Annotated in this window: 15 protein-coding genes and 1 pseudogene; 8 read left to right on the top strand and 8 right to left on the bottom strand. The window is 71.5% G+C overall.

What is annotated here, in order from left to right; all coding sequences use genetic code 11:
- Positions 1 to 40 precede the first annotated feature (40 nt).
- From ACQB60_RS13920 to ACQB60_RS13900, 5 genes and pseudogenes are all read left to right on the top strand, one after another.
- Complete coding sequence (locus ACQB60_RS13920; protein WP_496926258.1) at positions 41 to 499, top strand: cupin domain-containing protein; 459 nt, start codon at positions 41 to 43, stop codon at positions 497 to 499.
- 221 nt (positions 500 to 720) lie between these two features.
- The gene (locus ACQB60_RS13915) at positions 721 to 1,830 is read left to right on the top strand and encodes an alpha/beta fold hydrolase (protein ID WP_496926257.1); all 1,110 of its coding nucleotides are present in this window, start codon (positions 721 to 723) and stop codon (positions 1,828 to 1,830) included.
- Positions 1,831 to 1,913: 83 nt separating this feature from the next.
- The gene (locus ACQB60_RS13910) at positions 1,914 to 2,105 is read left to right on the top strand and encodes a hypothetical protein (protein WP_496926256.1); all 192 of its coding nucleotides are present in this window, start codon (positions 1,914 to 1,916) and stop codon (positions 2,103 to 2,105) included.
- Positions 2,106 to 2,993: 888 nt separating this feature from the next.
- Complete coding sequence (locus ACQB60_RS13905) at positions 2,994 to 4,625, top strand: M4 family metallopeptidase (protein ID WP_496926255.1); 1,632 nt, start codon at positions 2,994 to 2,996, stop codon at positions 4,623 to 4,625.
- A gap of 336 nt (positions 4,626 to 4,961) precedes the next feature.
- Positions 4,962 to 5,767: pseudogene (locus ACQB60_RS13900) on the top strand (IS630 family transposase); the annotation flags it as partial.
- On the opposite strand, the gene exaC reads toward ACQB60_RS13900, so the two are convergent.
- The 5 genes from exaC to xylB form a co-directional block, all read right to left on the bottom strand.
- The gene (gene exaC, locus ACQB60_RS13895) at positions 5,764 to 7,287 is read right to left on the bottom strand and encodes an acetaldehyde dehydrogenase ExaC (RefSeq protein ID WP_496926254.1); all 1,524 of its coding nucleotides are present in this window, start codon (positions 7,285 to 7,287) and stop codon (positions 5,764 to 5,766) included. The pseudogene ACQB60_RS13900 and the gene exaC overlap by 4 nt on opposite strands.
- A gap of 94 nt (positions 7,288 to 7,381) precedes the next feature.
- Positions 7,382 to 8,650 carry a GAF domain-containing protein gene (locus ACQB60_RS13890; protein ID WP_496926253.1) on the bottom strand — a complete coding sequence of 423 codons (1,269 nt, stop codon included), beginning with the start codon at positions 8,648 to 8,650 and terminating at the stop codon, positions 7,382 to 7,384.
- An 88-nt stretch (positions 8,651 to 8,738) separates the two neighbouring features.
- Positions 8,739 to 9,344, bottom strand: coding sequence for an N-acetylmuramoyl-L-alanine amidase (locus tag ACQB60_RS13885; protein WP_496926252.1), 606 nt, complete (start codon positions 9,342 to 9,344; stop codon positions 8,739 to 8,741).
- A gap of 458 nt (positions 9,345 to 9,802) precedes the next feature.
- Complete coding sequence (locus ACQB60_RS13880) at positions 9,803 to 11,092, bottom strand: ROK family protein (protein ID WP_496926251.1); 1,290 nt, start codon at positions 11,090 to 11,092, stop codon at positions 9,803 to 9,805.
- A 13-nt stretch (positions 11,093 to 11,105) separates the two neighbouring features.
- A complete protein-coding gene (gene xylB, locus ACQB60_RS13875) occupies positions 11,106 to 12,548 on the bottom strand; it encodes a xylulokinase (RefSeq protein ID WP_496926626.1) in 1,443 nt (480 codons plus the stop codon).
- A gap of 137 nt (positions 12,549 to 12,685) precedes the next feature.
- On the opposite strand from xylB, the gene xylA reads away from it, so the two are divergent.
- The gene (gene xylA / locus ACQB60_RS13870; protein WP_496926250.1) at positions 12,686 to 13,852 is read left to right on the top strand and encodes a xylose isomerase; all 1,167 of its coding nucleotides are present in this window, start codon (positions 12,686 to 12,688) and stop codon (positions 13,850 to 13,852) included.
- Positions 13,853 to 13,961: 109 nt separating this feature from the next.
- Positions 13,962 to 14,420: a hypothetical protein gene (locus tag ACQB60_RS13865; RefSeq protein ID WP_496926249.1), complete on the top strand. Its 459-nt coding sequence runs from the start codon at positions 13,962 to 13,964 to the stop codon at positions 14,418 to 14,420.
- On the opposite strand, the gene ACQB60_RS13860 is transcribed toward ACQB60_RS13865, so the two are convergent.
- The 3 genes from ACQB60_RS13860 to ACQB60_RS13850 all read right to left on the bottom strand — a co-directional run bounded on the left by ACQB60_RS13860 (position 14,390) and on the right by ACQB60_RS13850 (position 20,485).
- Complete coding sequence (locus ACQB60_RS13860) at positions 14,390 to 15,778, bottom strand: esterase-like activity of phytase family protein (RefSeq protein ID WP_496926248.1); 1,389 nt, start codon at positions 15,776 to 15,778, stop codon at positions 14,390 to 14,392. The genes ACQB60_RS13865 and ACQB60_RS13860 overlap by 31 nt on opposite strands.
- A 550-nt stretch (positions 15,779 to 16,328) precedes the next feature.
- A complete protein-coding gene (locus tag ACQB60_RS13855) occupies positions 16,329 to 17,621 on the bottom strand; it encodes an SWIM zinc finger family protein (protein WP_496926247.1) in 1,293 nt (430 codons plus the stop codon).
- A complete protein-coding gene (locus ACQB60_RS13850) occupies positions 17,618 to 20,485 on the bottom strand; it encodes an SCO1167/SCO6262 family helicase (RefSeq protein WP_496926246.1) in 2,868 nt (955 codons plus the stop codon). Before ACQB60_RS13850 ends, ACQB60_RS13855 begins: the two co-directional genes overlap by 4 nt.
- 249 nt (positions 20,486 to 20,734) lie before the next feature.
- Here ACQB60_RS13850 and ACQB60_RS13845 point away from each other — a divergent pair, with 249 nt between their 5' ends.
- Positions 20,735 to 21,799 (top strand): fatty acid desaturase family protein, encoded by a 1,065-nt coding sequence (locus ACQB60_RS13845; RefSeq protein WP_496926245.1) that lies wholly within the window; start codon positions 20,735 to 20,737, stop codon positions 21,797 to 21,799.
- Positions 21,800 to 21,884 lie beyond the last annotated feature (85 nt).

The raw sequence follows: 21,884 nt of genomic DNA, 5'->3' as shown, positions 1-21,884 counted from the left end.
CGACGAGCAGCAGTCCTTCACCCGACGAAGAAGAGGCATGATGATCGATCGACGTTTCCTCCTGCGCGCGAGCGGCACCGCCGCGGTCGGCGCGCTGGGTTCGGCCGCCCTGTCCGCCACCGCCGAGGCCGCTGAGCCCGCCCGGCACCCTTCCCCCTGCCCTGGGCATCCCGATCCGACCTCGGGCGTCACCCGCACCCTGCTCCAGGAGCACCCGTCGCCCGCCGAGGGGTGGGAAGCCGTACAGACACTCGTACGGATCCCACGGCACAAGGAGTCGGGGCGGCACAGCCACCCCGGCATCGAGGTCGGCTACATCATCCAGGGTGACGTCCTGATGGAGTTCGACGACGGCCCGCCCCTCCGGCTGTCCACGGGTGACCCGTTCTTCATTCCGGACGGAGCCATCCACAACGCCCGCAACGTCGGCACGGTGACGACCAAGATGCTCTCCACCTACGTCGTCGACGAGACGAAGCCCCTCGTGACCACGTACTGAAATCCGGCCGGGCGCACCGTGTGAGCGGGGTGCGCCCGGCCACCCGTGCGAGCCGTGCGAGCGCGTCGCACGACGCAGAGGCCGCCCACGGCGTTGGCGGGAAAGTGCATCACCTGTTTGACGGGTGACGGCCTGCATGCCAGGGTCGGGGCCTCAACAGCGCCGGGGCCGGGCCACCTCGCCGGACAGGGCTGACGGACACGTAGGACGGAAGGTTTGTGATGATCGACAGACGTACCTTTGGCAAGGCCGTCGGCGCGGGCACCGGAGCGGCCGCCGTCTCGTTCTCGGGTCTGGGGGGTCAGGCGGCCGCCGCGACCGCCGCGACCGCCTCGCCCCGGTCGGGCGGCGGGCCCGCTCCGGCCGTGCCCGACATCGCTCCTGGTACCCACACCGCATTCGCCCGGCTGAAGCACGTCAAGGCCGGTGTCCTGAACGTCAGTTACGCCGAGGCCGGGCCGGCGCACGGTCCGGTCGTCCTGTGTCTGCACGGCTGGCCCTACGACATCCACAGCTTCGTCGACGTCGCCCCGCTCCTGGCCGGTCTGGGGTACCGCGTGATCGTTCCCCACCTGCGCGGGCACGGCGACACGCACTTCCTGTCCAGCCGCACGCCCCGGACCGCCGAACAGTCCGCCATCGCGCTCGACATCATCGCCCTGATGGACGCGCTCAAGATCCACAAGGCGGTTCTCGCCGGATTCGACTGGGGCTCGCGCACCGCCGACATCATCGCGGCCCTGTGGCCCGAACGCGTCCAGGCGCTCGTCTCCACCAGCGGATACCTCATCACCGATCGCAAGGCGCAACGGGAGCCCGCCGCCGCGGCCGTGGAACACAACTGGTGGTACCAGTGGTACTTCGCCACCGAGCGCGGCAAGAAGGCCATGGAGAACCCGAAGGAGCGCGTCGCCCTCTGCCGCTACGTGTGGACGCTCGTCTCTCCCAACTGGAACTTCGACGACGCCACGTTCGAACGCACCGCGCAGGCGTTCCGCAACCCCGACTACGCCGCCGTCGTCCTCTACAACTACCGCTGGCGCATCGGCCTCATCGAGGGCGAGCCGCGCTACGACTCCTACGAGAAGCTGCTCGCCGCCCAGCCCTCCATTTCCGTGCCCACCCTCACCCTCGACGCTGCGCTGGACCCCTTCACCCCGCCCGGCGACGGCTCGACCTACCGCCGTCACTTCACCGGGCCCTATGAGCACCGCACCGTCGCGGACGTCGGGCACAACCTTCCGCAGGAGGCGCCCACAGCCTTCGCGCAGGCGGTTGTCGACGCCGACCAGCTCGGAGCGGGTGTCTCTTCGGATGCGTCACCGTCTTGACTGGTGACGCAGAGAGGGGCACGCTGATGACCGTCCCACCCTCGCGGGGACACCGACCACGATCGACGAAGCGGAGATCGGCCATGAACAGGGAACTCACCGGCGATACCACCGAGGCGGCGCGACACGAGCGCTACGGCAGGCTCCCCGACCGCATCCGCTTCGAGGACATGACCGAAGAGGTCGAGACCGAGCGGGACGGCGGCGCCAACTCGTACAGCCCCGAGGGCCCATGGAAGTTCTACTCGTGTCTGGCTCTCGACCTGGGGCTGTAGCTCGTCTACGGGCTGCGGGCCCCGTTCGGGCCGTAGGTCCCGTACGGCATGCGCCGACCATGCGGCGGCGCATGCCGTACGGAGAGTCCTCGGCACGGAGAGTCCTCGGCACGGAGAGTCCTCGGCACGGAGAGCCCTCGGCCAGAAGGCTCAGCCGACGTCGAACTCCTAGGGGAGCGAGCGGGACTGGACGGGGCAGATGGTTGCCCCTTTGCGGCGCAGACGGAGGCGTGGCTGCCGTGGTGCATGGCGAGCGGGCTTTTCAAGATGGCCGCACACGTCTGGGCCGCCGTGAACGTCGGTGCCCGCGCCGGTGGGGAGGAGCCCAGCGGTAGGACCTTCGAGAGCACCGCGGACCTCGCCATTGTGGACGCCGGCGCCGCGGCCACCTCGGCGGTCAACGACACGGGCCGCGTCGGCAACACCCCGAGCGTCCTCAAGGTTGGCGTCGACATCGTGCACACTGGCGCGGCGACCTCCAGGTCGACCTGGAGGCCCGCGCCGGCACGGTCAACTCGGCGAAGCGGACCAGCAGTTCGGACCCCGCGGGCAACGGCAAGGAGACCTGCACGGTCAACGCCTGGTCCGAGCTGCCAAGAGGCTCCGCCTCACCGAGGCGCATCGCCGCTGCGGTAGTCAACTCTTCGGCGCGGCCGCCACGTTGCCGATTCCGACCGCGTTCTTGATCTGTTCGCATCGCGTATGTCGACCATCGTTCAACGGACCATTTCCGGCCAACATCCAGCCAAAATGCTGACATGTACGTGGTTGAAATGACACGCTCCCCCGCAACTCGCTGCACGTACAGCAACAAGCTGCACGCCCGCATCGCGTCTTTCTGCTCCGGGCGGCCCTCCATGCCTCCCGGGCCCCACGGATGGAGCCCGCGTGACCTCTCACATATCCCGTAAGCGTTCGACGCTCGCGATCGCCACCGCCGTCGCGGCCGGAGCGCTGCTCACCGCCGGACTGTCCACCGGTGCCTCCGCCCAGCCGGACAACGACACCGAGCCGTCCGGCTCGCCCGTCGCCCTCTCGGCGTCGGCCCGCGCGGACCTCCTCCAGGAGGCGAACGCCGACAGATCGGCGACCGCCGAGAAGATCGGCCTCGGCGGCAAGGAGAAGCTGGTCGTCCGCGACGTCGTCAAGGACCGCGACGGCACCACGCACACCCGCTACGAGCGCACCTACGACGGCCTGCCCGTCCTCGGCGGCGACCTCGTCGTGCACACCGCCAAGAGTGGCAAGGTGAAGAGCGTCACCAAGGCCACCGAGGCCACCGTGAAGGTCGCCTCCACGGACGCGAAGCTCGCCAAGTCCTCCGTCGCCGAGTCAGCCGAGTCGACCGCCGCGAAGGCGAAGACCGCCAAGGCCGACGCGCAGTCGCCGCGCAAGGTGATCTGGGCCGCCTCCGGCAAGCCCGTCCTCGCGTACGAGACCGTTGTCACCGGTGTGCAGGAGGACGGTACGCCCAGCAGGCTCCATGTCATCACGGACGCCGCGACGGGCAAGAAGCTGTACGAGTACCAGGCCATCGAGAACGGCACCGGCAACAGCCAGTACAGCGGCAAGGTCACGGTCGGCTCCAAGAAGGTGGCGAGCGGCTACGAGCTGACCGACAAGGCCCGCGGCGGCCACCGCACCTTCGACCTGAAGCACGCGGAGAGCGGCGCCGGCAAGCTCTTCAAGGACGCCAACGACGTCTGGGGCAACGGCAAGCCTTCGAGCGCCCAGACCGCCGCCGTCGACGCCGCCTACGGCGCCCAACTCACCTGGGACTACTACAAGTCCGTCCATGGCCGTAAGGGCATCAACGGCGACGGCAAGGGCGCGACCTCCCGCGTCCACTACGGCAACGGCTACGTGAACGCGTTCTGGGACGACAGCTGCTTCTGCATGACGTACGGCGACGGCGAGGGCGACAAGAAGCCCCTCACCTCGATCGACGTCGCGGCCCACGAGATGACGCACGGTGTCACCTCGGCGACCGGCAACATGGAGTACAGCGGCGAGTCCGGTGGCCTGAACGAGGCCACCTCCGACATCTTCGCCGCTGCCGTGGAGTTCAAGGCCAAGAACCCCAAGGACGTCGGCGACTACCTCGTCGGCGAGAAGATCGACATCAACGGCGACGGCACCCCGCTGCGCTACATGGACAAGCCGAGCAAGGACGGCGGCTCCCTGGACAACTGGAACGCCAACGCCGGGAACGTCGACGTCCACTACTCCTCGGGCATCGCCAACCACTTCTTCTACCTGCTGTCCGAGGGCAGCGGCAAGAAGCGGATCAACGGTGTCGACTACAACTCGCCGACCGCCGACGGTTCCAAGGTGCTTGGCATCGGACGCGGCAAGGCCGAGAAGATCTGGTACAAGGCTCTGACGACGTACTTCACGTCGACCACCAACTACAAGGCGGCCCGTAAGGGCACGTTGAGCGCTGCGAAGGACCTGTACGGCGCGAATTCCACCGAGTACAAGCGCGTGGCCGCTGCCTGGACCGGCGTCAACGTCAAGTAACCCCCGGTCAGTCACGTAAGGGGCGGCGTCCGAAACGGACGCCGCCCCTGTCGCGTTCACCGCATCAGCGCCCCGCCCGCTTTCCCGTGCTCTCGAATGGCACTGTCACCAGCCTCGACTCGGCAGCGTCTGGTCGTGGAGATGGGGTCTCGCCAGGCGCTGGACGTCACGAGCCGTTGAGATCCGGCCTCAGGCGGAAGTGCAACCGTCGGGCCATGCCCTGTGGGTCGACGTCGAGCGAGCCACCGGAAGCGGAGGCGTTGCCGGGCATCCAAACCGTCGCTTTGAGGCCGCGACTGTCCATCCAGCAGGCTCTGGTCTTCTGACTCGGGAATTCTGTTCAGATGTGCAGGGTTCATGTGTGGCACGGATGTTGCTGCCAGGCTCGGCTCCACGCCGCATGCGGTGGGCCGATGGCGGGCCCGCTGTGTCGAGCACAGGATCGCCGGGCTCGGCGACATGCCGCGCCCCGGTGGTCCGCGGACCGTGGCTGATGAGCAGGTCGCCGCGGTGGTCAAACGGACGCTGGAGAGTACTCCGGAGAACGCGACGCACTGGTCGACGAGGTCGATGGCCGAGGAGATGGGGCTGTCGCGGTCGACGATCTCCAGGATCTGGCGGGCGTTCGGCCTGCAGCCGCACCGGTCGGAGACCTTCAAGCTGTCGACGGATCCGTACTTCGTCGACAAGGTCCACGATGTCGTCGGCCTCTGTCTGGACCCGCCCGAGCGGGCCTTGGTGTTCTGCGTGGATAGAAGTCGCAGATCCAGGCCCTGGACCGGTCCCAGCCCGTGCTGCCGATGATGCCGGGGGTTCCCGAGCGGGCCACCCACGACTACGTGCGGGCCGGCACCACCACGCTCTTCGCCGCTCTCGAGATCGCCACCGCCAAGTTCCACCTGCACTTCACACCCACCGGGTCGTCCTGGCTGAACCTCGTCGAGCGATGGTTCGCCGAACTCACCAACAAGCAGAGACGACGAGGCGTTCACAAGTCCGTCCAGGCCCTCGAGAAGGACATCCGCAACTGGATCAACGCCTGGAACACCGACCCGAAGCCCTACGTCTGGACGAAGACCGCCGACGAGATCCTCGAACGCCTCGCCTCACATCTGAACAGAATTCCCGACTCAGAAGACTAGAAGAACCCAAGTTTCTTTGGGCTGTATGAACAAAGAACGTTCTTCGTCTGCTGGTAGTGCTCCAGCATCATCTTGTGCGTCTCGCGCCCGATACCCGACTGCTTGTACCCGCCGAAGGCGGCATGCGCCGGATACGCGTGGTAGCAGTTCGTCCAGACGCGGCCCGCCTGGATCGAACGGCCCGCCCGGTAGGCGGTGTTGATGTCCCGCGTCCACACGCCCGCGCCGAGCCCGTACAGCGTGTCATTGGCGATCTTGATGGCGTCGTCGAAGTCGCTGAACGACGCGACCGAGACGACCGGGCCGAAGATCTCCTCCTGGAAGATCCGCATGCGGTTGTCGCCCTCGAAGATCGTCGGCTGGACGTAGTAGCCGCCCGCCAGCTCGCCGTCGTACTCGATGCGCTGCCCGCCCGTGAGGACCTTGGCGCCCTCCTGCTGGCCGATGTCCAGGTAGGAGAGGATCTTCTCCAGCTGGTCGTTGGACGCCTGCGCGCCGATCATGGTGTTGGTGTCGAGCGGGTGGCCGGGCGTGATCTGCTCGGTGCGGGTCACCGCCGCTTCCAGGAACTCGCTGTAGTGCCCGCGCTGGATGAGGGCGCGCGAGGGACAGGTGCACACCTCGCCCTGGTTGAGGGCGAACATGGTGAAGCCCTCCAGGGCCTTGTCGCGGAAGTCGTCGTTCGCGGCCCACACGTCGTCGAAGAAGATGTTCGGCGACTTGCCGCCCAGCTCCAGTGTCACCGGCTTGATGTTCTCGGAGGCGTACTGCATGATCAGCCGCCCCGTCGTGGTCTCCCCGGTGAACGCGACCTTGGCGACGCGCGGGCTGGAGGCCAGCGGCTTGCCCGCCTCGACCCCGAAGCCGTTGACGACGTTGACGACACCCGGCGGCAGCAGGTCCGACACCAGGTCCAGCCATACGTGGATGGAGGCGGGGGTCTGCTCGGCGGGCTTGAGGACGACCGCGTTCCCGGCCGCCAGCGCGGGCGCAAGCTTCCATGTCGCCATCAGGATCGGGAAGTTCCACGGAATGATCTGCGCGACCACGCCGAGTGGCTCGTGGAAGTGGTAGGCGACGGTGTCGTCGTCGACCTCGCTGAGCGATCCCTCCTGCGCGCGGATGACGCCCGCGAAGTAGCGGAAGTGGTCGATGGCCAGGGGGATGTCGGCGGCCAGTGTCTCGCGCACCGGCTTGCCGTTCTCCCAGCTCTCGGCGACCGCGAGCAGTTCGAGGTTCGCCTCCATCCGGTCGGCGATCTTCCGCAGCACGTCCGCCCGTTCACCCACGGAGGCGCGGCCCCAGGCCGGTGCCGCGGCGTGCGCCGCGTCCAGGGCGCGCTCCACGTCCTCGGCGGTGCCGCGGGCGATCTCGGTGAACGGCTGCCCGTTGACCGGGCTCGGATTCTCGAAGTACTGGCCGCGCGCGGGCGGGACGTACTCGCCGCCGATGAAGTGGTCGTAGCGGGCCTGGTAGGAGACGACTGCGCCCTCGGTGCCGGGTGCCGCGTAACGGGTCATCTTCACTTGCCTCCCGGAGACGGCCGCCCGCCGTCGGGCGGCACTCGCCCGGAGGCTAGGCACGCGAACGTTGCACGGACGTTGCGCCCGAGGGTTACGTGGGGTCGGGCGCCGCCGACGTCAGCTCGCCGTCCAGCTCGGCGAGCCGGGCCAGGACGGGAGCCGTCGGGCGTACGGCGGCCAGGGCGCGCCACACCGTGAAGTCGTCCTCGCCCCACGGGGTGTGCGCCCAGTCGGACAGGAGGTCGGGGTCGCGGCGCGCGACGAGGGCCGCCCGTAGCTCATCGGCGAGGCGCCGCCGCAGCCGCGCCACCGCGGGCGCCTGGGAGGCGGGCAGCAGCGGTCCCGCGTACGCCGCCGCGGCCGCCGTGACGGAGCCCGCCGCGAGCCGCCGCTCGACGAGCGCGACGTCCGACTCCACCCGCGACGCGAGCCGATAGGGCCGCGACCGGAGCAGCTCCGGGCCCAACAGACGGCGCAGCCTGGCCAGTTCGGCGCGCAGCGTCACCGGGGTGACCGACTCGTCCTCGTAGAGCGCGCACAGCAGCTCGTCCCCGCTCAGGCCCTCCGGGTGGCGGGCGAGCAGGACCACGATCTCGCTGTGCCTGCGGCTGAGGCGCACCTTGCGGCCGTGCGCGAGCAGCAGCGCCTCGTCGCGGCCGAGCGCCGTGAGCTCGACCGTGTCGCCGGTCGGCGGGCGCGGTGCGGACGCGGCGAGTTGGAGCTCCGCCGCCCGCGCCACCGCCTGCACGAAGGCGAGGCTGTGCGGATGCGCGAGCCCGTCCCCGCCGGTGATGTCGATCGCGCCGAGCAGCCGTCCGGTGCGCGGGTCGTGCACCGGGGCGGCCGCGCACGTCCACGGCTGTACCCGCCGCATGAAGTGCTCGGCGGCGAACACCTGCACCGGCCGGTCCACGGCGACCGCCGTGCCCGGCGCGTTCGTCCCCATGGCAGACTCCGCCCAGCGCGCACCCGGCACGAAGTTCATCCGTCCCGCCCGCTGCCGCGTCGCGGCGTGCCCCTCGACCCAGAGCAGCCTGCCGTGCGCGTCGCACACCGCGAGCAGATGCTCGCCGTCCGAGGCGTACGTGCCCATCAACTCCCGGCACAGCGGCATCACTCGGGCGAGAGGGTGCTCCGCCCGGTACGAACCGAGCTCGCCGTCGGTGAGCTCCACCGACGCCTCGAACCCTTCGGGGCTGACCCGCGCGCGGGCCGAGCGCCGCCAGGAGTCGGCCACCACGGAGCGCACCGGCCGGGCCACCGTGCCCGCCGCGGCGAAGCTCTCATGCGCGCGACGCAGTACCCGCAGCCGCTCGGCGGGGTCGGCGCCGGGCTCGAGGGCCACCCATGGATCGGTCAACTCGGCCTCCCGGAACGGCGATGCGGTGCTGCCATCGTCGCCCCGGGAACGGCGTGCGACAACCGTGCCGACCGGGTTCACGCCCGCCTCAGGCCGAGTTGACCAGCCGTATGTAGCGCGACCAGTCCCAGTAGGGACCGGGGTCGGTGTGGTCGCTTCCCGGTACCTCGTAGTGCCCGATGATGTGCTTGCGGTCCTTCGGCAGGCCGTACTTGTCGCACACGGCCGCCGTGAGGGCCGCCGACGCCTCGTACAACGCGTCGGTGAAGTACTCCGGCTTGTCCACCCACCCTTCGTGTTCGATGCCGATGCTGCGGGTGTTGTAGTTCCAGTTGCCCGCGTGCCAGGCGATGTTGCGCTCACGGACGCACTGGGCGATGTGGCCGTCCTTGGAGCGGACGACGTAGTGGGCGGAGACCTTCTTCGCCGGGTTCTGGAAGATCGCGAGGGTGTCCGCGTAGGTCTCCTGGGTGACGTGGATGACGACGAAGTCGAGCGGATAGCTGCTCGGGCGGTTCGATGCCGAGTAGTTGGAGGTACTGGCGGGGACCCACTCGGCGAGCGGATAGTCGACGGCCTCGGCCCGGGCGGCGGCGCGCGTGGCGGGGAGCAGTGCGGCCGGGACGGCGGCGACGGCCGCGCCTTGCAGGAGGCGGCGCCTGCTCAACGAAGGAACTCGTCTTGCTCGGTCCATGGCTGATCTGCCTCTCGGTGGGGGGAACGCTGACCTTTCCGTAGCGCCTTTCAGAGGGCTCTTCTCGATATGCCCAACGGGATGCCGGATCGCGCCTTTCAGAGGGGTGACCGCACCATGTGGGGGAGCGGTGCGGCGGTTTCCCGCAGGCGGGCGTGGAGTGGCGTGGGTGACCGTCGTCGGGGCCGTCCGACGGTCGAGGGTGTCTCGTCCGAAGTACGGTACGGGGCCCGGAGGTTGGCGTGGAAGAGGGGACGGCGCACCTGTGGATAACCCGCCGGGTGTGAACAACGCACGTCAGAGGTCCCGACCAGTGGCGGTTCGGGTTTCGCGCGAGCTCAGGGCTTGACGGCGGGGCACGCCGCGCTCGATGCCCCGTGGACGGCGCGGGAAGGTTTCACGCCAGGTTCTCCGACACCCGCTCAAGGGTGCGCGGCTTTCTTGTCCGGCTCCCCGGTTCAGCCCTTGACCGCCGCCGGATCGTCGAGCACCGCCCGCACCACCGAGTGCGCCGCCCCCAGCAGCGGACCCTCGCGGCCGAGCCGGGAGACCGTGACCGCGCACGCCCGGTGCGCCGTCCGCCCGTTCAACTCCCTCTCCAGCGCGGGCAGCAGCCACGGCGCGAGCTCCGACAGGGCGCCGCCGAGCACGACGGCACGCGGATCGAGCAGGTTCACCGCACCGGTCAGGGCGATGCCGAGAGCGGTCCCGGCGCCGCGCAGCGCCCGCAGCACGTCCCGGTCGCCCTGCCCGGCCCGCTCGGCGAGCAGGCCCACCCGGTCCGCGCCCGGCTCCAGGCCCGCCGCGCGCAGGACCGCCTCTTCGCCCGCGTACTGCTCCAGGCAGCCCCGCCCGCCACAGGGGCACGGCGGCCCCGCAGGCCGCACCGGCACATGACCCAACTCGCCCGCGAAGCCCCGGGTTCCGCGCAGCAGCCGGCCGTCGACCACCGGGGCCGCGCCGATGCCGATCTCCGCCGAGACGTGGAGGAAGTCCTGCGGTGTGCCCTCGGCGAGCCAGAGTTCCGCGAGGGCGCCGAAGTTGGCCTCGTTGTCGACGGTCACAGGGAGGTCCTCGGGGACGCGGATCCTTGCTGCCCGGGCGGGAAGTTCCGAGGTGAGGAGAGCGCCGACGTCGGTGTCGTGCCAGTCCAGGTTGGGCGCACGCACCACCGTCCGGGTGTCGCGCCCCACCAGGCCGGGCACGGCCAGGGCCAGACCCGCGGGGCGCAGTCCGGCGCTCTCCGCCTCCGCGCCCACCCGCCGTACCAGCGCGGCGAGTTCCTGTACGACGGTCCGTGGGTCCCGCCCCCGGTTCGCGCCCTGGCGCTCGGCACGCGCGCGTACCTCGCCCCTCAGGTCGACCGCGCACACCGCGAGGTGATCGACGCCGATCTCCGCGCCGAGCCCCACCGGCCCGCGCCCGCTGACCACGAGCGCGGAGCCGGGGCGGCCGACCTTCCCGGGCCGCCGGGGACCGTCGAGGTGCTCGGGCCCCGGCTCCTCCAGGAGGCCGGAGCGGATCAACTCGTCGACGAGGGTGGACACGGCGGCCCTGGTCAGTCCGATACGGGACGCGACGGAGGCGCGGGACACGGGGCCGTGCGCCGCGACGGCGTGCAACACCCGCGCGAGGTTGCGGCGGCGCATGCCCTGCTGGGTGTCGGGCAGGCGGGTGTCGGAGGCGCCGGGCCGCGTATCGTGCGCGGGCATGTCGCCGGGACGCGCCTGGTGCGCCGGTGCGCTCATGCTGTCCCCGCCCTCAGTTCCGCGGCGCCCTGCCGAGGAGCGGCGCCGCGTCGGAGAGTACCCCGGTCATGCGTGCGAGAGCCGCCTCGTCCCGCGGCAGGGGGTCGAGGACGGGACCTTCGGCGGTGCCCCAGCGACGCGCCACCGCCGCCGGATCCTCACCGGTCAGCAGCCCCGCGGCCTGCGCGGCCGCGCCGAGGGCGACCAACTCCCGCGCCCGGGGCACCTGAACCGGGCGCCCGGAGAGACGCCGTACGGTCTCCTGCCAGGCCCGGCCGCGCGCCCCGCCCCCGATGAGCAGCAGCGGCTCCGCCCGGTCGGCGTCCTCCTCCAGGACCAGGTCCAGGGCGTTCAGCAGGGAGTGCACCGCCCCGTCGTAGGCGGCCTGCAACAGCTGGCCCGGCGTGGTGTCGTGCCGCAGCCCGTGCAACAGGCCCGAGGCGTGCGGGAGGTCGGGCGTGCGCTCGCCGTCCAGGTAGGGCAGCAGCGTGAGACCGCCCCCGGGCTCGACGGCCTCGCGGTCCAGGCTCAGGAGCGCGGCGACGCGGTCGACCGCCAGGGTGCAGTTGAGGGTGCAGGCCAGCGGAAGCCACTCCCCGCGCGCGTCGGCGAACCCCGCGACCGTGCCCGTCGGATCGGCCGGGCGGCGCCGCGAGACGGCGTAGACCGTGCCGGACGTGCCGAGGCTCAGCACCGGGGCGCCCGGACGCAGGCCGAGCCCGAGCGCCGCCGCCGCGTTGTCGCCCATCCCCGGGGCGACCAAGGTGCCGGGGGAGAAGGGCAGTTCGGTGCCGCCGCGGACCGTGCCCGCGACCTCTCCGGGACCCACGACCCGGGGCAGGCACGCGGGATCGAGGCCCACCATGGCGAGGATGTCGTCGTCGTACGACTCCGTGGCCGAGGCCCACCAGCCGGTGCCGGAGACGTCGGAACGGTCCGTGGTGCCAGCGCCGGTGAGGCGTTCGGTGAGGTAGTCGTGGGGGAGCCGCACGGCGGCCGTGGCGCGCGCCGCGTCGGGCTCGTGCTCACTGAGCCAGGCCCACTTGGTCACCGTGAAGGACGGCCCCGGCACGCTGCCGACGCGCTCCGCCCACTCCTTGCCGCCGCCGAGCCGTGCCACCAGGGCCTGCGCCTGCGCCGCCGAACGCACGTCGTTCCACAGCAGCGCGGGCCGCACCGGCCTGCCGTGCGCGTCGAGGGTGACGAGGCCGTGCTGCTGTCCGCCGACGGCCACGGCGGCCGCCTCGTGCGCGGCCGGGCCGCACGTGGCGAGCGCCGTGCGCAGGGCGTCGAACCACTGCTCCGGGTCGCTCTCCCGGCCGGGGCCCGTGGTGACCGTGTGCGGGGCCTGGCCGCTCGCCACCACGCTTCCGGTGGCCGCGTCCACGACCAGGGCCTTCGTGGACTGTGTGGAGCTGTCCACGCCGACGACGAGGGGGCCCTCGGCTGCTGGCACTGCTGACATCGCGGATCTCCGTTCCTGCGGCTGCCGTTGGGGCGACTTCTTGTCCCTGTCTTCCCAGCGATGCCCCCGGATACTAATTTGTAAATCGCCATGACGAATAGGTGTCGTTCCGAACCAGGGAGTCGCACATGACGTACCAGCCCACTCCGGAGGACAAGTTCAGCTTCGGCCTGTGGACCGTCGGGTGGCAGGGAAGGGACCCGTTCGGGGAGGCCACCCGGGCCCCGCTCGACCCGGCCGACGCGGTCCGTCGGCTTTCCGAACTCGGTGCCTACGGAGTGACCTTCCACGACGACGACCTGATCCCCTTCGGCGCGGCGGAGGCCGAGCGCGCGGAGCACGTGAAGAGGTTCCGGCGGGCCCTGGACGACACCGGCCTGGTCGTGCCGATGGCGACGACCAATCTCTTCACGCACCCCGTCTTCAAGGACGGCGCGTTCACCGCCAACGACCGTGACGTACGGCGCTACGCCCTGCGCAAGACGATCCGCAACATCGACCTCGCGGCGGAGCTCGGCGCCCGCACCTATGTGGCGTGGGGCGGCAGGGAGGGCGCGGAGTCCGGCGCGGCCAAGGACGTGCGGGCCGCGCTCGACCGCATGAAGGAGGCGTTCGACCTGCTCGGCGAGTACGTCACGACACAGGGGTACGACCTGCGCTTCGCGATCGAACCCAAGCCCAACGAGCCGCGCGGCGACATCCTGCTGCCCACCGTCGGCCACGCCCTCGCGTTCATCGAGCGCCTGGAGCGTTCCGAACTCTTCGGAGTCAACCCCGAAGTGGGCCATGAGCAGATGGCCGGGCTCAACTTCCCGCACGGCATCGCCCAGGCCCTGTGGTCCGGAAAGCTCTTCCACATCGACCTCAACGGCCAGACCGGCGTGAAGTACGACCAGGACCTGCGCTTCGGGGCGGGCGATCTGCGCAGCGCCTTCTGGCTGGTCGACCTCCTGGAGAGCGGTGGCTACGAAGGCCCGCGTCACTTCGACTTCAAGCCGCCGCGCACCGAGGACGCGGACGGGGTGTGGGACTCGGCGGCGGGCTGCATGCGCAACTACCTGATCCTGCGCGAGCGTGCGGCGGCCTTCCGCGCCGACCCGGAGGTGCACGCCGCCCTGCGCGCGGCCCGGCTCGACGAACTGGCGCGGCCCACCGCCGAGGACGGTCTCGCCTCGCTCCTGGGCGACCGCGCGGCCTTCGAGGACTTCGACGTGGACAAGGCAGCGGCACGCGGCATGGCCTTCGAACGCCTCGACCAACTCGCGATGGACCACCTCCTGGGAGCGCGCGGCTGACTTCTGGAAGCACGCGGCTGACCGGTTCGGCGGCATCCCTTTCCGTATCGCGGTCTCAACTTGCGTACGGGGGTCGCATCTTGACCCTTCTGAGGCGACTCTTGTCGGTATGGCCATGCCGCCGGTACCGCCGCAGCCTCCGCCGCCGGGTGACGCGCCGCCTCCGGGAAGCGGCGGATTCGGACCGCCCCCGGGCGGCTACGGCCCGCCCCCCGAAGGCGGCGACGGGCCGCCCGTCGCACCCGGAGGTCCGGACGGGCGGCGGAACGGGCTGTACATCCTGCTCGCCACGGCCGTGGCCGTAGCGGCGATCGTCGCCGTGGTCGTCCTCGTCGCGGGCGGTGACGACTCGAAGGACGACAAGGGCCCCGGGGACCGCCCGTCCAGCCCCACGGCCCGGCCCACTCCGACGTTCAGCGTCCCGGAGATCCCCTCGCAGATCCCCACCCGACTGCCCACGAGGGTCCCCACCCGGCTGCCCAGTGGGCTGCCCTCGATCCCCTCCGGCCTGCCCAGCGAACTCCCCTCGGGCCTTGGTCAGCTGATCCCTCGCGGCAGCCGCACATAGGTCACGGTGGTCTCTACTCCGCTGTCCACCAGGCGGCCGTCGCCGTCGAAAGCGCCCGGCCCGTCCGTCATACCGAAGTCGTTGTCGTTGATCAGCGCCAGTGTGTTCGCGTCGACCCGGGCCACGCCCTCGATCTTCCCGGGCACGCCCTTGACCTTCCCGAGGTCCACCGCGAGCCGCTTGCGCAGGACGGGCACTCCGGCGCCCGCGGGGTCGTCGAGCTGCTCCAGGGAGGGACGGGTGGTGTCGTCGTCCCAGCGGCCGCCGAGGATGTCCGCACGCCGCTCCAGGCGCACCAGGTGGAGCCGGGCGGCCTTGTCGGTGCGTTCCTCGACGAGCAGCCGGTCACGCCCGACGGCCACCACGGAGGAGATCTTCAGCTCCGAGGTGTCGTCCTCGCCCGGGTCGACGACGCCCACCGGGTCGAAGCGGTAGGCGTACTCGGCGGTGACGGCCCGCTTCTTGGGCGAGAAGCGCAGCAGCCGCGTCGTACGGGAGGCTTCGCCCGCGTCCTCGTCCGGTACGGACAAGGGGCTCTGCACGGCCATCACCAGGTCGCCGCCCGGCAGTTGGGCGAGCCCTTCGAAGCCCCTGTTGACCTTGCGGTGGAGCAGGATGCCGGGCAGGGCCTCGACGACGGGATAGTCGGCGCCGCGCAGCCTCAGGCCCTCGGGCACGTAGCGCTTGAGCACCTTCCCGCGCGCGGACACATGGACGAGCGACGGCCCGTACTCGTCGGCGAGCCAGAAGGAGCCGTCCGCTGCCCGCACGACGCCCTCGGTGTCGAGGCCGTTCGGATTGGGGGAGAGGGGCTTCTTCGCGTCATAGGAGTACGGCGCCTCGTCGCGCCCCTCCTGGTTGGACAGTCCCGTGACGGGCTTCCCGGAGCGGGTCGTGACCGGCATCGCGGAGAGGACCTTCACGCTCTTGCCGGACACCTTGATCCTGACGATCGCCGGATCGAAACCGGGCACGGGGAAGGTGCGCCGCTTGGTGCCGTCGACCTTGATCTGGCCGTTGGGTCCCCGGTCGGTGACGGTCCAGAACTCGCCCTTGCGGTCCGCCGGATACAGATCGCTGCCGATGCCGCCGAGGTCGATGCCGCGGTCGTCGGCCACGCTGCCGGGCAGCAAGGAGTTGCTGAACTCGCCCAGAGGAAGGTCGCCGAGCGTCGCCTGCGCGACGACCCGCGCCTCCCTGTCACCGTGCGCCTTCTTGTCGTCGGAGCCTCCGGTGCCGCCGCCGAGCGGGACGCCGGTCGCGGTGCCCGCCACCACGATCGCGGCGAGCACGGCGATCGGCACACCGATGGCAGCGGAACGGCGGACACGGCGCGGACGCGCGGCGTGCGGGGACATCGGGGCCTCCTGAGGCGTGCGAGCGGTTGCTGCGGCCAGACTTCGCCGCCGCGCCGAACGCGGGGAGACCATGAGGTGAACGGGAGGGGGCGTGTCGACGGCGCCTCCCGCGAGGGGCAGGAAGCGCCGCCGTCAACCACCGAGCCGGCCAGCGGTGATGGGGCGCGGAGCCCCTGACACACCCCCCTTCCGGTGGATCGCTGACGCGCAGGGCGCCCCCGCTGCTGAGTTCGGGTGGGTGCCGACGGTGAGGCGGACACCAGGGCCGTGGCCGCCGGAGAGGCGATTCCGGCGGCCACGGCCCGTTCCCTGAACCGTTGCCTCCACGCTGACGGATGTCATGACCGTGCTCAATCGCTGGTCAGGGCGAGTGCGCGCGCCGATGTTCCCGGCGCACGGCGTGACGGGGAGAGTGCGCCGGTGGGCGCCGTGTGCGCTCAGGCTCAGCCTGAGGGCGGCGCCTACGGCCCGGCGGCGAGCGGGCACGCGGCTCCGCAGGTCCCGGGGAGGGCGTGGTCACTCGCCTCCAGAGGGTCCGGGGAAGGGGCGGTCACTCGCCTCCGGCCGCCACCGCCAGTGCCGTGGCCGGGTCGTGGCTCGCCGCTCCCGCGGGGACCCAACGCCCGCGCTCCTTGCGGTAGGGCCACCACCGGCCGTCGGGCCCGTGCCGCAGCTGTACGTCGGTGCCGACCACCGTCCAGCGGTTGTGACTGGCCCGCAGGTGCGGCCGCTCGTCCTCGTCCCACGCCGCGTCCAGCGCCGCACGCGCGCGTGCCAACGCGTCAGCCCGGGGCGTCCACTCCTCCTCCAGGACCGCCAGAGCGGCACGGCCCCCGAACCCCCAGGCCCGCACGGCGAGTGTGAGACCGTCACCGGTCCGGCCCGACTCCTTGGCCAGCTGCGCCGCCAGCGGCGCGGGCGGGCCGGCGGCGGCCAGGCGCACCGCATCCTCGCCCACGGTCAACTCCGCCTCCGTGAGCTGCTGTTCGTGACCGGGAGCGAGCGCCTCCGCGAGCAGCCGGTGCGCCTCGACGGCCGCCTGCGCCGCCAGGAACTCCAGCGCCGTCACGTCGACGCCGGGCGCGGGCTCCGTCTCGGTGTCCAGGCTCGGCGGCAGTCCGGGCTCGGCGGGCGGAGCGGCCGGCTCGGGCAGCGGCGGCAGGATGAGCCCGTCCGCGTACGCCTCCGCGGCGTCCACGCCCTCCTGGGCCCCTTCCCGCTCCTCCTCGGAGCCCTCCCGCGGCTCGGCCCGGGCGACGCTGCGCACCTGCAGCTCGTCGAGGAACGCGCGCTCCGTGCGCCCCCGGATGAGCAGCAGCGTGAACGGGTCCTGGTCGAGCAGACGTGCCATCTGATAGCAGAGCGCGGTCGAGTGCCCGCAGTGGTCCCACGCCTCGCAGTCGCACTCCGGCTCCAGATCGCCGATGCCGGGAAGGAGTTCCACGCCCGCCGTCGCCGCGTCCTCCACCAGGTGCGGTGGCATCTCCCGGTCCAGGAGCGCGGCGATGTGCCCCGCGCGCTCCACGGTCATGGACAGGAACCGGTCCCACTCGTCCTCGCTCAACTGCGGCAACAGGACGTCGGAACGGTGCGGCGTGCCGTCCGGGTCGGTGACCACGGCCGTGATCCTCCCGGGCCGCACCGTGACCGCCCCCACGGCTCCCGCGCGCGCGAGCCTGCGTCCGTTCTTCAACTGCCGCAGTTCGAGAGCGGTGTCCTCCAGGGCCTTGAGCCACGCCTGTCCCCACCAGGTCTGCGCGAACCCTCTGCCGTGCGCGGGAGGCAGCGCCGAGAAGGTCCGCTCTCCCTGTTCGTCGTACGTTCCTCCGTGCACCGCGTTCATCGCGTCCCCCCTCGCAACTCGACCAGTTCGGCCAGATCGGCATCGGACAGCTCGGTCAGCGCGGCCTCGCCGGTGCCGAGCACGGCGTCGGCCAGCTCCCGCTTGCGGAGCAGCATCTCCGCGATGCGGTCCTCGATCGTTCCCTCCGCGATCAGCCGGTGCACCTGCACGGGCTGTGTCTGTCCGATGCGGTACGCACGGTCCGTCGCCTGCGCCTCGACGGCGGGGTTCCACCACCGGTCGTAGTGCACGACGTGCTCGGCCCGCGTCAGGTTCAGACCCGTCCCCGCCGCCTTCAACGACAGCAGGAAGACGGGCACTTCGCCCTCCTGGAAGCGCTCCACCATGGCCTCGCGCTCGGCGATCGGGGTGCCTCCGTGCAGGAACTGCGACGGCACCCCGCGCGCGGAGAGGTGCTGTTCGATGAGGCGCGCCATCTGCACGTACTGCGTGAAGACGAGCACGCTCGCGCCTTCGGAGAGGATCGTGTCGAGCAACTCGTCCAGCAGCTCCAGCTTTCCGGAGCGCCCGGGGATGCGCGGCCGGTCCTCCTTGAGGTACTGCGCGGGGTGGTTGCAGATCTGCTTGAGCCCGGTCAGGAGCTTCACGATCAGCCCGCGGCGGGCGAAGCCGTCGGCGCCGGAGATCTCCGCGAGGGTCTCGCGGACCACTGCTTCGTAGAGGCCCGCCTGCTCGGTGCTGAGGGAGACGGCGCGGTCGGTCTCGGTCTTGGGCGGCAGCTCGGGTGCGATCCCGGGGTCCGACTTGCGTCGGCGCAACAGGAAGGGGCGCACGAGCTGGGCGAGCCGTTCGGCCGCCGCGGGGTCCGTGCCGCCCTCGACGGCCGCCGCGTAGCGCGTCCGGAAGGTGCCGAGCCGGCCGAGCAATCCCGGCGTGGTCCAGTCGAGGATCGCCCACAGCTCGGAGAGGTTGTTCTCCACGGGCGTGCCCGTGAGGGCCACGCGCGCGCGTGCGTTGATGGTGCGCAGCTGCTTGGCGGTCGCCGAGTACGGGTTCTTCACATGCTGCGCCTCGTCGGCGACGACCATGCCCCAGGGCGCACCGGCCAGCCGCTCCGCGTCCAGCCGCATCGTGCCGTACGTGGTGAGCACGAACTCGCCGTCGGCCAGGTCCTCCAGGCTCCGCCGCGCCCCGTGGAAGCGGCGCACCGGCGTGCCTGGGGCGAACTTCTGGATCTCGCGCTGCCAGTTGCCCATCAGCGACGTCGGACAGACCACGAGGGTGGGGCCCGAGGTCGCCTCGTCGGTCTGCCGGTGCAGGTGCAGGGAGATCAGCGTGATCGTCTTGCCGAGGCCCATGTCGTCCGCGAGGCAGCCGCCGAGACCCAGCGAGGTCATCCGCGCCAGCCAGTTCAGCCCGCGCAGCTGGTAGTCGCGCAGCTGGGCGGAGAGCGCGGCGGGCTGCCCCACCGGCTCCATGCCCTCGGGGTCCGACAGGCGTTCCCGCAGCGTGGCGAGCCAGCCCGTGGGGTGCACGTCGACCGTCCTGCCGTCGACCTGCGTGGTGCCCGTCAGGACGGCGCTGAGGGCGTCGATCGGGGTGACCTTGCGGTCCTGCTGCGCGCGGGCGCTGCGGGCCTTCTCCGGATCGATGAGGACCCACTGGTCGCGCAGCCGCACCACGGGCCTGTTGGCCTCGGCGAGCCGGTCGAGCTCCGCGCGGCTCAGCTCCTGGTCGCCCAGCGCGAAGCGCCAGTTGAAGGCGAGCAGCGCGTCGGTCGACAGGTAGGAGGGCGCATCCGAGGACAGCTTGTCCGGGCCGGTCCCCTCGTCGTCGGCGGGGCCGATCACCGCGCGCGCGGTGAGGCTGCGTGCGAGCTCCTTGGGCCAGTGCACCTCGACGCCCGCGACGGCGAGCGACCGGGCGCCCTCGCCCAGGAGTTCGGTGACCTCTTCGTCGGCGAGTTCGATCGCGTCGGGTACGGAAGCCGACAGAAGGGGGGTGAGCGCTCCCCACGCGCGGGCGGCCCTGCGCAGCGCCAGCAGGGCATCCATTCGGGAGTGCGGACCGAAGGCCCGGGCGGCGGCGCCCGAACCCGCCCACACCTCGGCCGCGTCCGCGACGAGCGCGGGGTCGCTGACGCTGTGGATCTGCAGCACGGCACGGAACGGCAGCCGGGCCTCGCCGTCGGTCGTGGTGGCGAGGCCGGGCACCTCGACGCGCAGGGAGACGCGCACGCCCGCGTCGTGTCCGGCGGCCACGTCGGTGGCCCACGGGCGCTGCTCCGGCACATGCTGCGGCGCCGCGGCGGCGAATGCGGAGCCGCCCGCGAGGAGGGGAGCGGCGGGGGAGCGGGGCAAGGTGTCGGCGACGGCGTCGAGGAACTGCCGCAGGAGCCGCTCGGGCCGGGGCAGCCGCGGCGGCCGCGTGCCGTCCAGGGGCACGGCGTGGGCGGCGGGCGGCATCGCGGCCGCGAGCTCGCGCACCCGCTCCAGGTCGGCGGCGGACAGCGGGCCGGCGCGCCACGCGTCGTGGTCGCCCTCGCTGAGCCCCGGCAACAACAGCCCGCGCGCGGCGAGTTGCAGCGCGAGGACGGCGGCGCTGCCCCAGAAGGCGGCCGTCTCATCGGTGCCCGAGGCGGCACGCGCGCGCGTGAGCACCGGGAGCGCGGCACGCACCGCAAGCAGCGTCGCGGGCACGTGGGTGAGCTCGACCCCGTCGGCACCGGGCAGCGCGACGGGGACTTCCTCGGACGTGCCCGCGGCCGAGGCGGGCGGTGCCTCGCCATCGGGCCGCCAGAAGGCGACCCGGCCGGTGCGCGCCGGATCGCCGGGCACGAACAGCACGGCACAGCGGGAGAGTTCGGAGATCTCGGAGGGGGAAGCGGCGGGGAGCCTGTACACGGCGATAGCGCATTCCTCAAGTTTGACTACTGCGACCAGAGCCGCCGAGAGTACAGCAATCGCAAGCCGAATTGAGGCACTGCTTGCGTGATCCCCGTCACGCTCGCCGCGCGGGGGTGTAGCCAACACCACCGCCGCGCGGGGGCGGACCCCTGTGGGACACGGGTGGTGGCGCCATGGTCGCCCAAGGTTACATATCCGTACGTTTTCTCAGGTCAGGCCGTACACAGGGAGACCGGAGACACCACCATGCCGCAGGCCACCGCAGTAGCCCCCGAACGCCCGGGCACCGCCCCGGCCCCTGTCGGACGGCCTCCTGGAGGCAGCGACTTCGCGCCGCTCCTGCGCACGGTCAAGGAACAGGGTCTCCTGGACCGCCGCACCGCCTGGTACGCGCGCAGCATCGCCGTCAACACCCTCGCCCTGGCCGCCGTGGTGACCGGCATGTTCCTCCTCGGCGGATCCTGGTGGGTGCTGCTCCTCGCCCCCGTCCTCTCCGTGCTCTGCGCCCGCACCGCTTTCATCGGCCACGACGCCGGCCACTCCCAGATAACCGGCAACCGCAAGGTCGGCCGCGCCCTCGGACTGATCCACGGCAACCTCCTCCTGGGCATGAGTGCGTCCTGGTGGAACGACAAGCACAACCGCCACCACGCCAACCCCAACCACCTGGAGAAGGACCCCGACGTGCGGCCCGGCGTCGTGGTGTTCTCCAGCCGTCACGCCAAGGCCCGCGCGGGTTTCCAGCGCTGGCTCACCCGCAACCAGGCATGGCTGTTCTTCCCCCTGACGCTGCTCCAGGGCCTGGCCATGAAGGTCTACGGCTTCCAGGACCTGCGCCGTCAGGCCCCCCGCGAACGAGCCCTGGAGGGGCTGCTCCTGGTGGCACACCTCGTCGGCTACGCCGCGCTCCTGTTCACCGCCATGCCCCTCGGCCACGCCCTCGCCTTCTTCGCCCTCCACCAGGCGCTGTTCGGTCTCCATCTGGGGCTGGCCTTCGCCCCCAACCACAAGGGCATGGAGATGACCGACTCCGACGGCGAGCGCTGGGGCCACCTCAGCCGCCAGGTGTTGACCTCCCGCAACGTCCGGGGCGGCGCGGCGACCGACTGGTTCCTCGGCGGACTCAACTACCAGATCGAACATCACCTGTTCCCGAGCATGCCCCGCCCCCACCTCCGCTTCGCCCAGCCGCTGGTGCGCGCCCACTGCGCGCGACTGGGTATGCCGTACGCGGAGACCGGATTCGTCGACTCGTACCGACAGGTGCTGCGCCACATGTACGAGGTGGGCGAGCCCCTCAGGGTCGAGTAGGGGATATTTCTCAGGGCTTCATCAGGGTCGCCTTCCGGAACCGGGGGCGGCCCGGGGCCGTTTTCCCAAGACAGAGAGCGGCAAC

This window comes from Streptomyces odontotermitis, from assembly GCF_050510915.1.
Classification (GTDB): Bacteria; Actinomycetota; Actinomycetes; order Streptomycetales; family Streptomycetaceae; genus Streptomyces.
Note: the sequence above shows the minus strand (reverse complement) of the source record. Positions and strands in the feature narration are given on the sequence as shown.

Excerpts from the sequence above, each read along its gene's own strand:
- ACQB60_RS13920 (WP_496926258.1), top strand. The coding sequence starts at position 41 with ATGATCGATCGACGTTTCCTCCTGCGCGCGAGCGGCACCGCCGCGGTC.
- ACQB60_RS13915 (WP_496926257.1), top strand. The coding sequence starts at position 721 with ATGATCGACAGACGTACCTTTGGCAAGGCCGTCGGCGCGGGCACCGGA.
- ACQB60_RS13910 (WP_496926256.1), top strand. The coding sequence starts at position 1,914 with ATGAACAGGGAACTCACCGGCGATACCACCGAGGCGGCGCGACACGAG.
- exaC (WP_496926254.1), bottom strand. The coding sequence starts at position 7,287 with ATGACCCGTTACGCGGCACCCGGCACCGAGGGCGCAGTCGTCTCCTAC.
- ACQB60_RS13885 (WP_496926252.1), bottom strand. The coding sequence starts at position 9,344 with ATGGACCGAGCAAGACGAGTTCCTTCGTTGAGCAGGCGCCGCCTCCTG.
- ACQB60_RS13880 (WP_496926251.1), bottom strand. The coding sequence starts at position 11,092 with ATGAGCGCACCGGCGCACCAGGCGCGTCCCGGCGACATGCCCGCGCAC.
- xylA (WP_496926250.1), top strand. The coding sequence starts at position 12,686 with ATGACGTACCAGCCCACTCCGGAGGACAAGTTCAGCTTCGGCCTGTGG.
- ACQB60_RS13865 (WP_496926249.1), top strand. The coding sequence starts at position 13,962 with ATGGCCATGCCGCCGGTACCGCCGCAGCCTCCGCCGCCGGGTGACGCG.
- ACQB60_RS13860 (WP_496926248.1), bottom strand. The coding sequence starts at position 15,778 with ATGTCCCCGCACGCCGCGCGTCCGCGCCGTGTCCGCCGTTCCGCTGCC.
- ACQB60_RS13855 (WP_496926247.1), bottom strand. The coding sequence starts at position 17,621 with ATGAACGCGGTGCACGGAGGAACGTACGACGAACAGGGAGAGCGGACC.
- ACQB60_RS13845 (WP_496926245.1), top strand. The coding sequence starts at position 20,735 with ATGCCGCAGGCCACCGCAGTAGCCCCCGAACGCCCGGGCACCGCCCCG.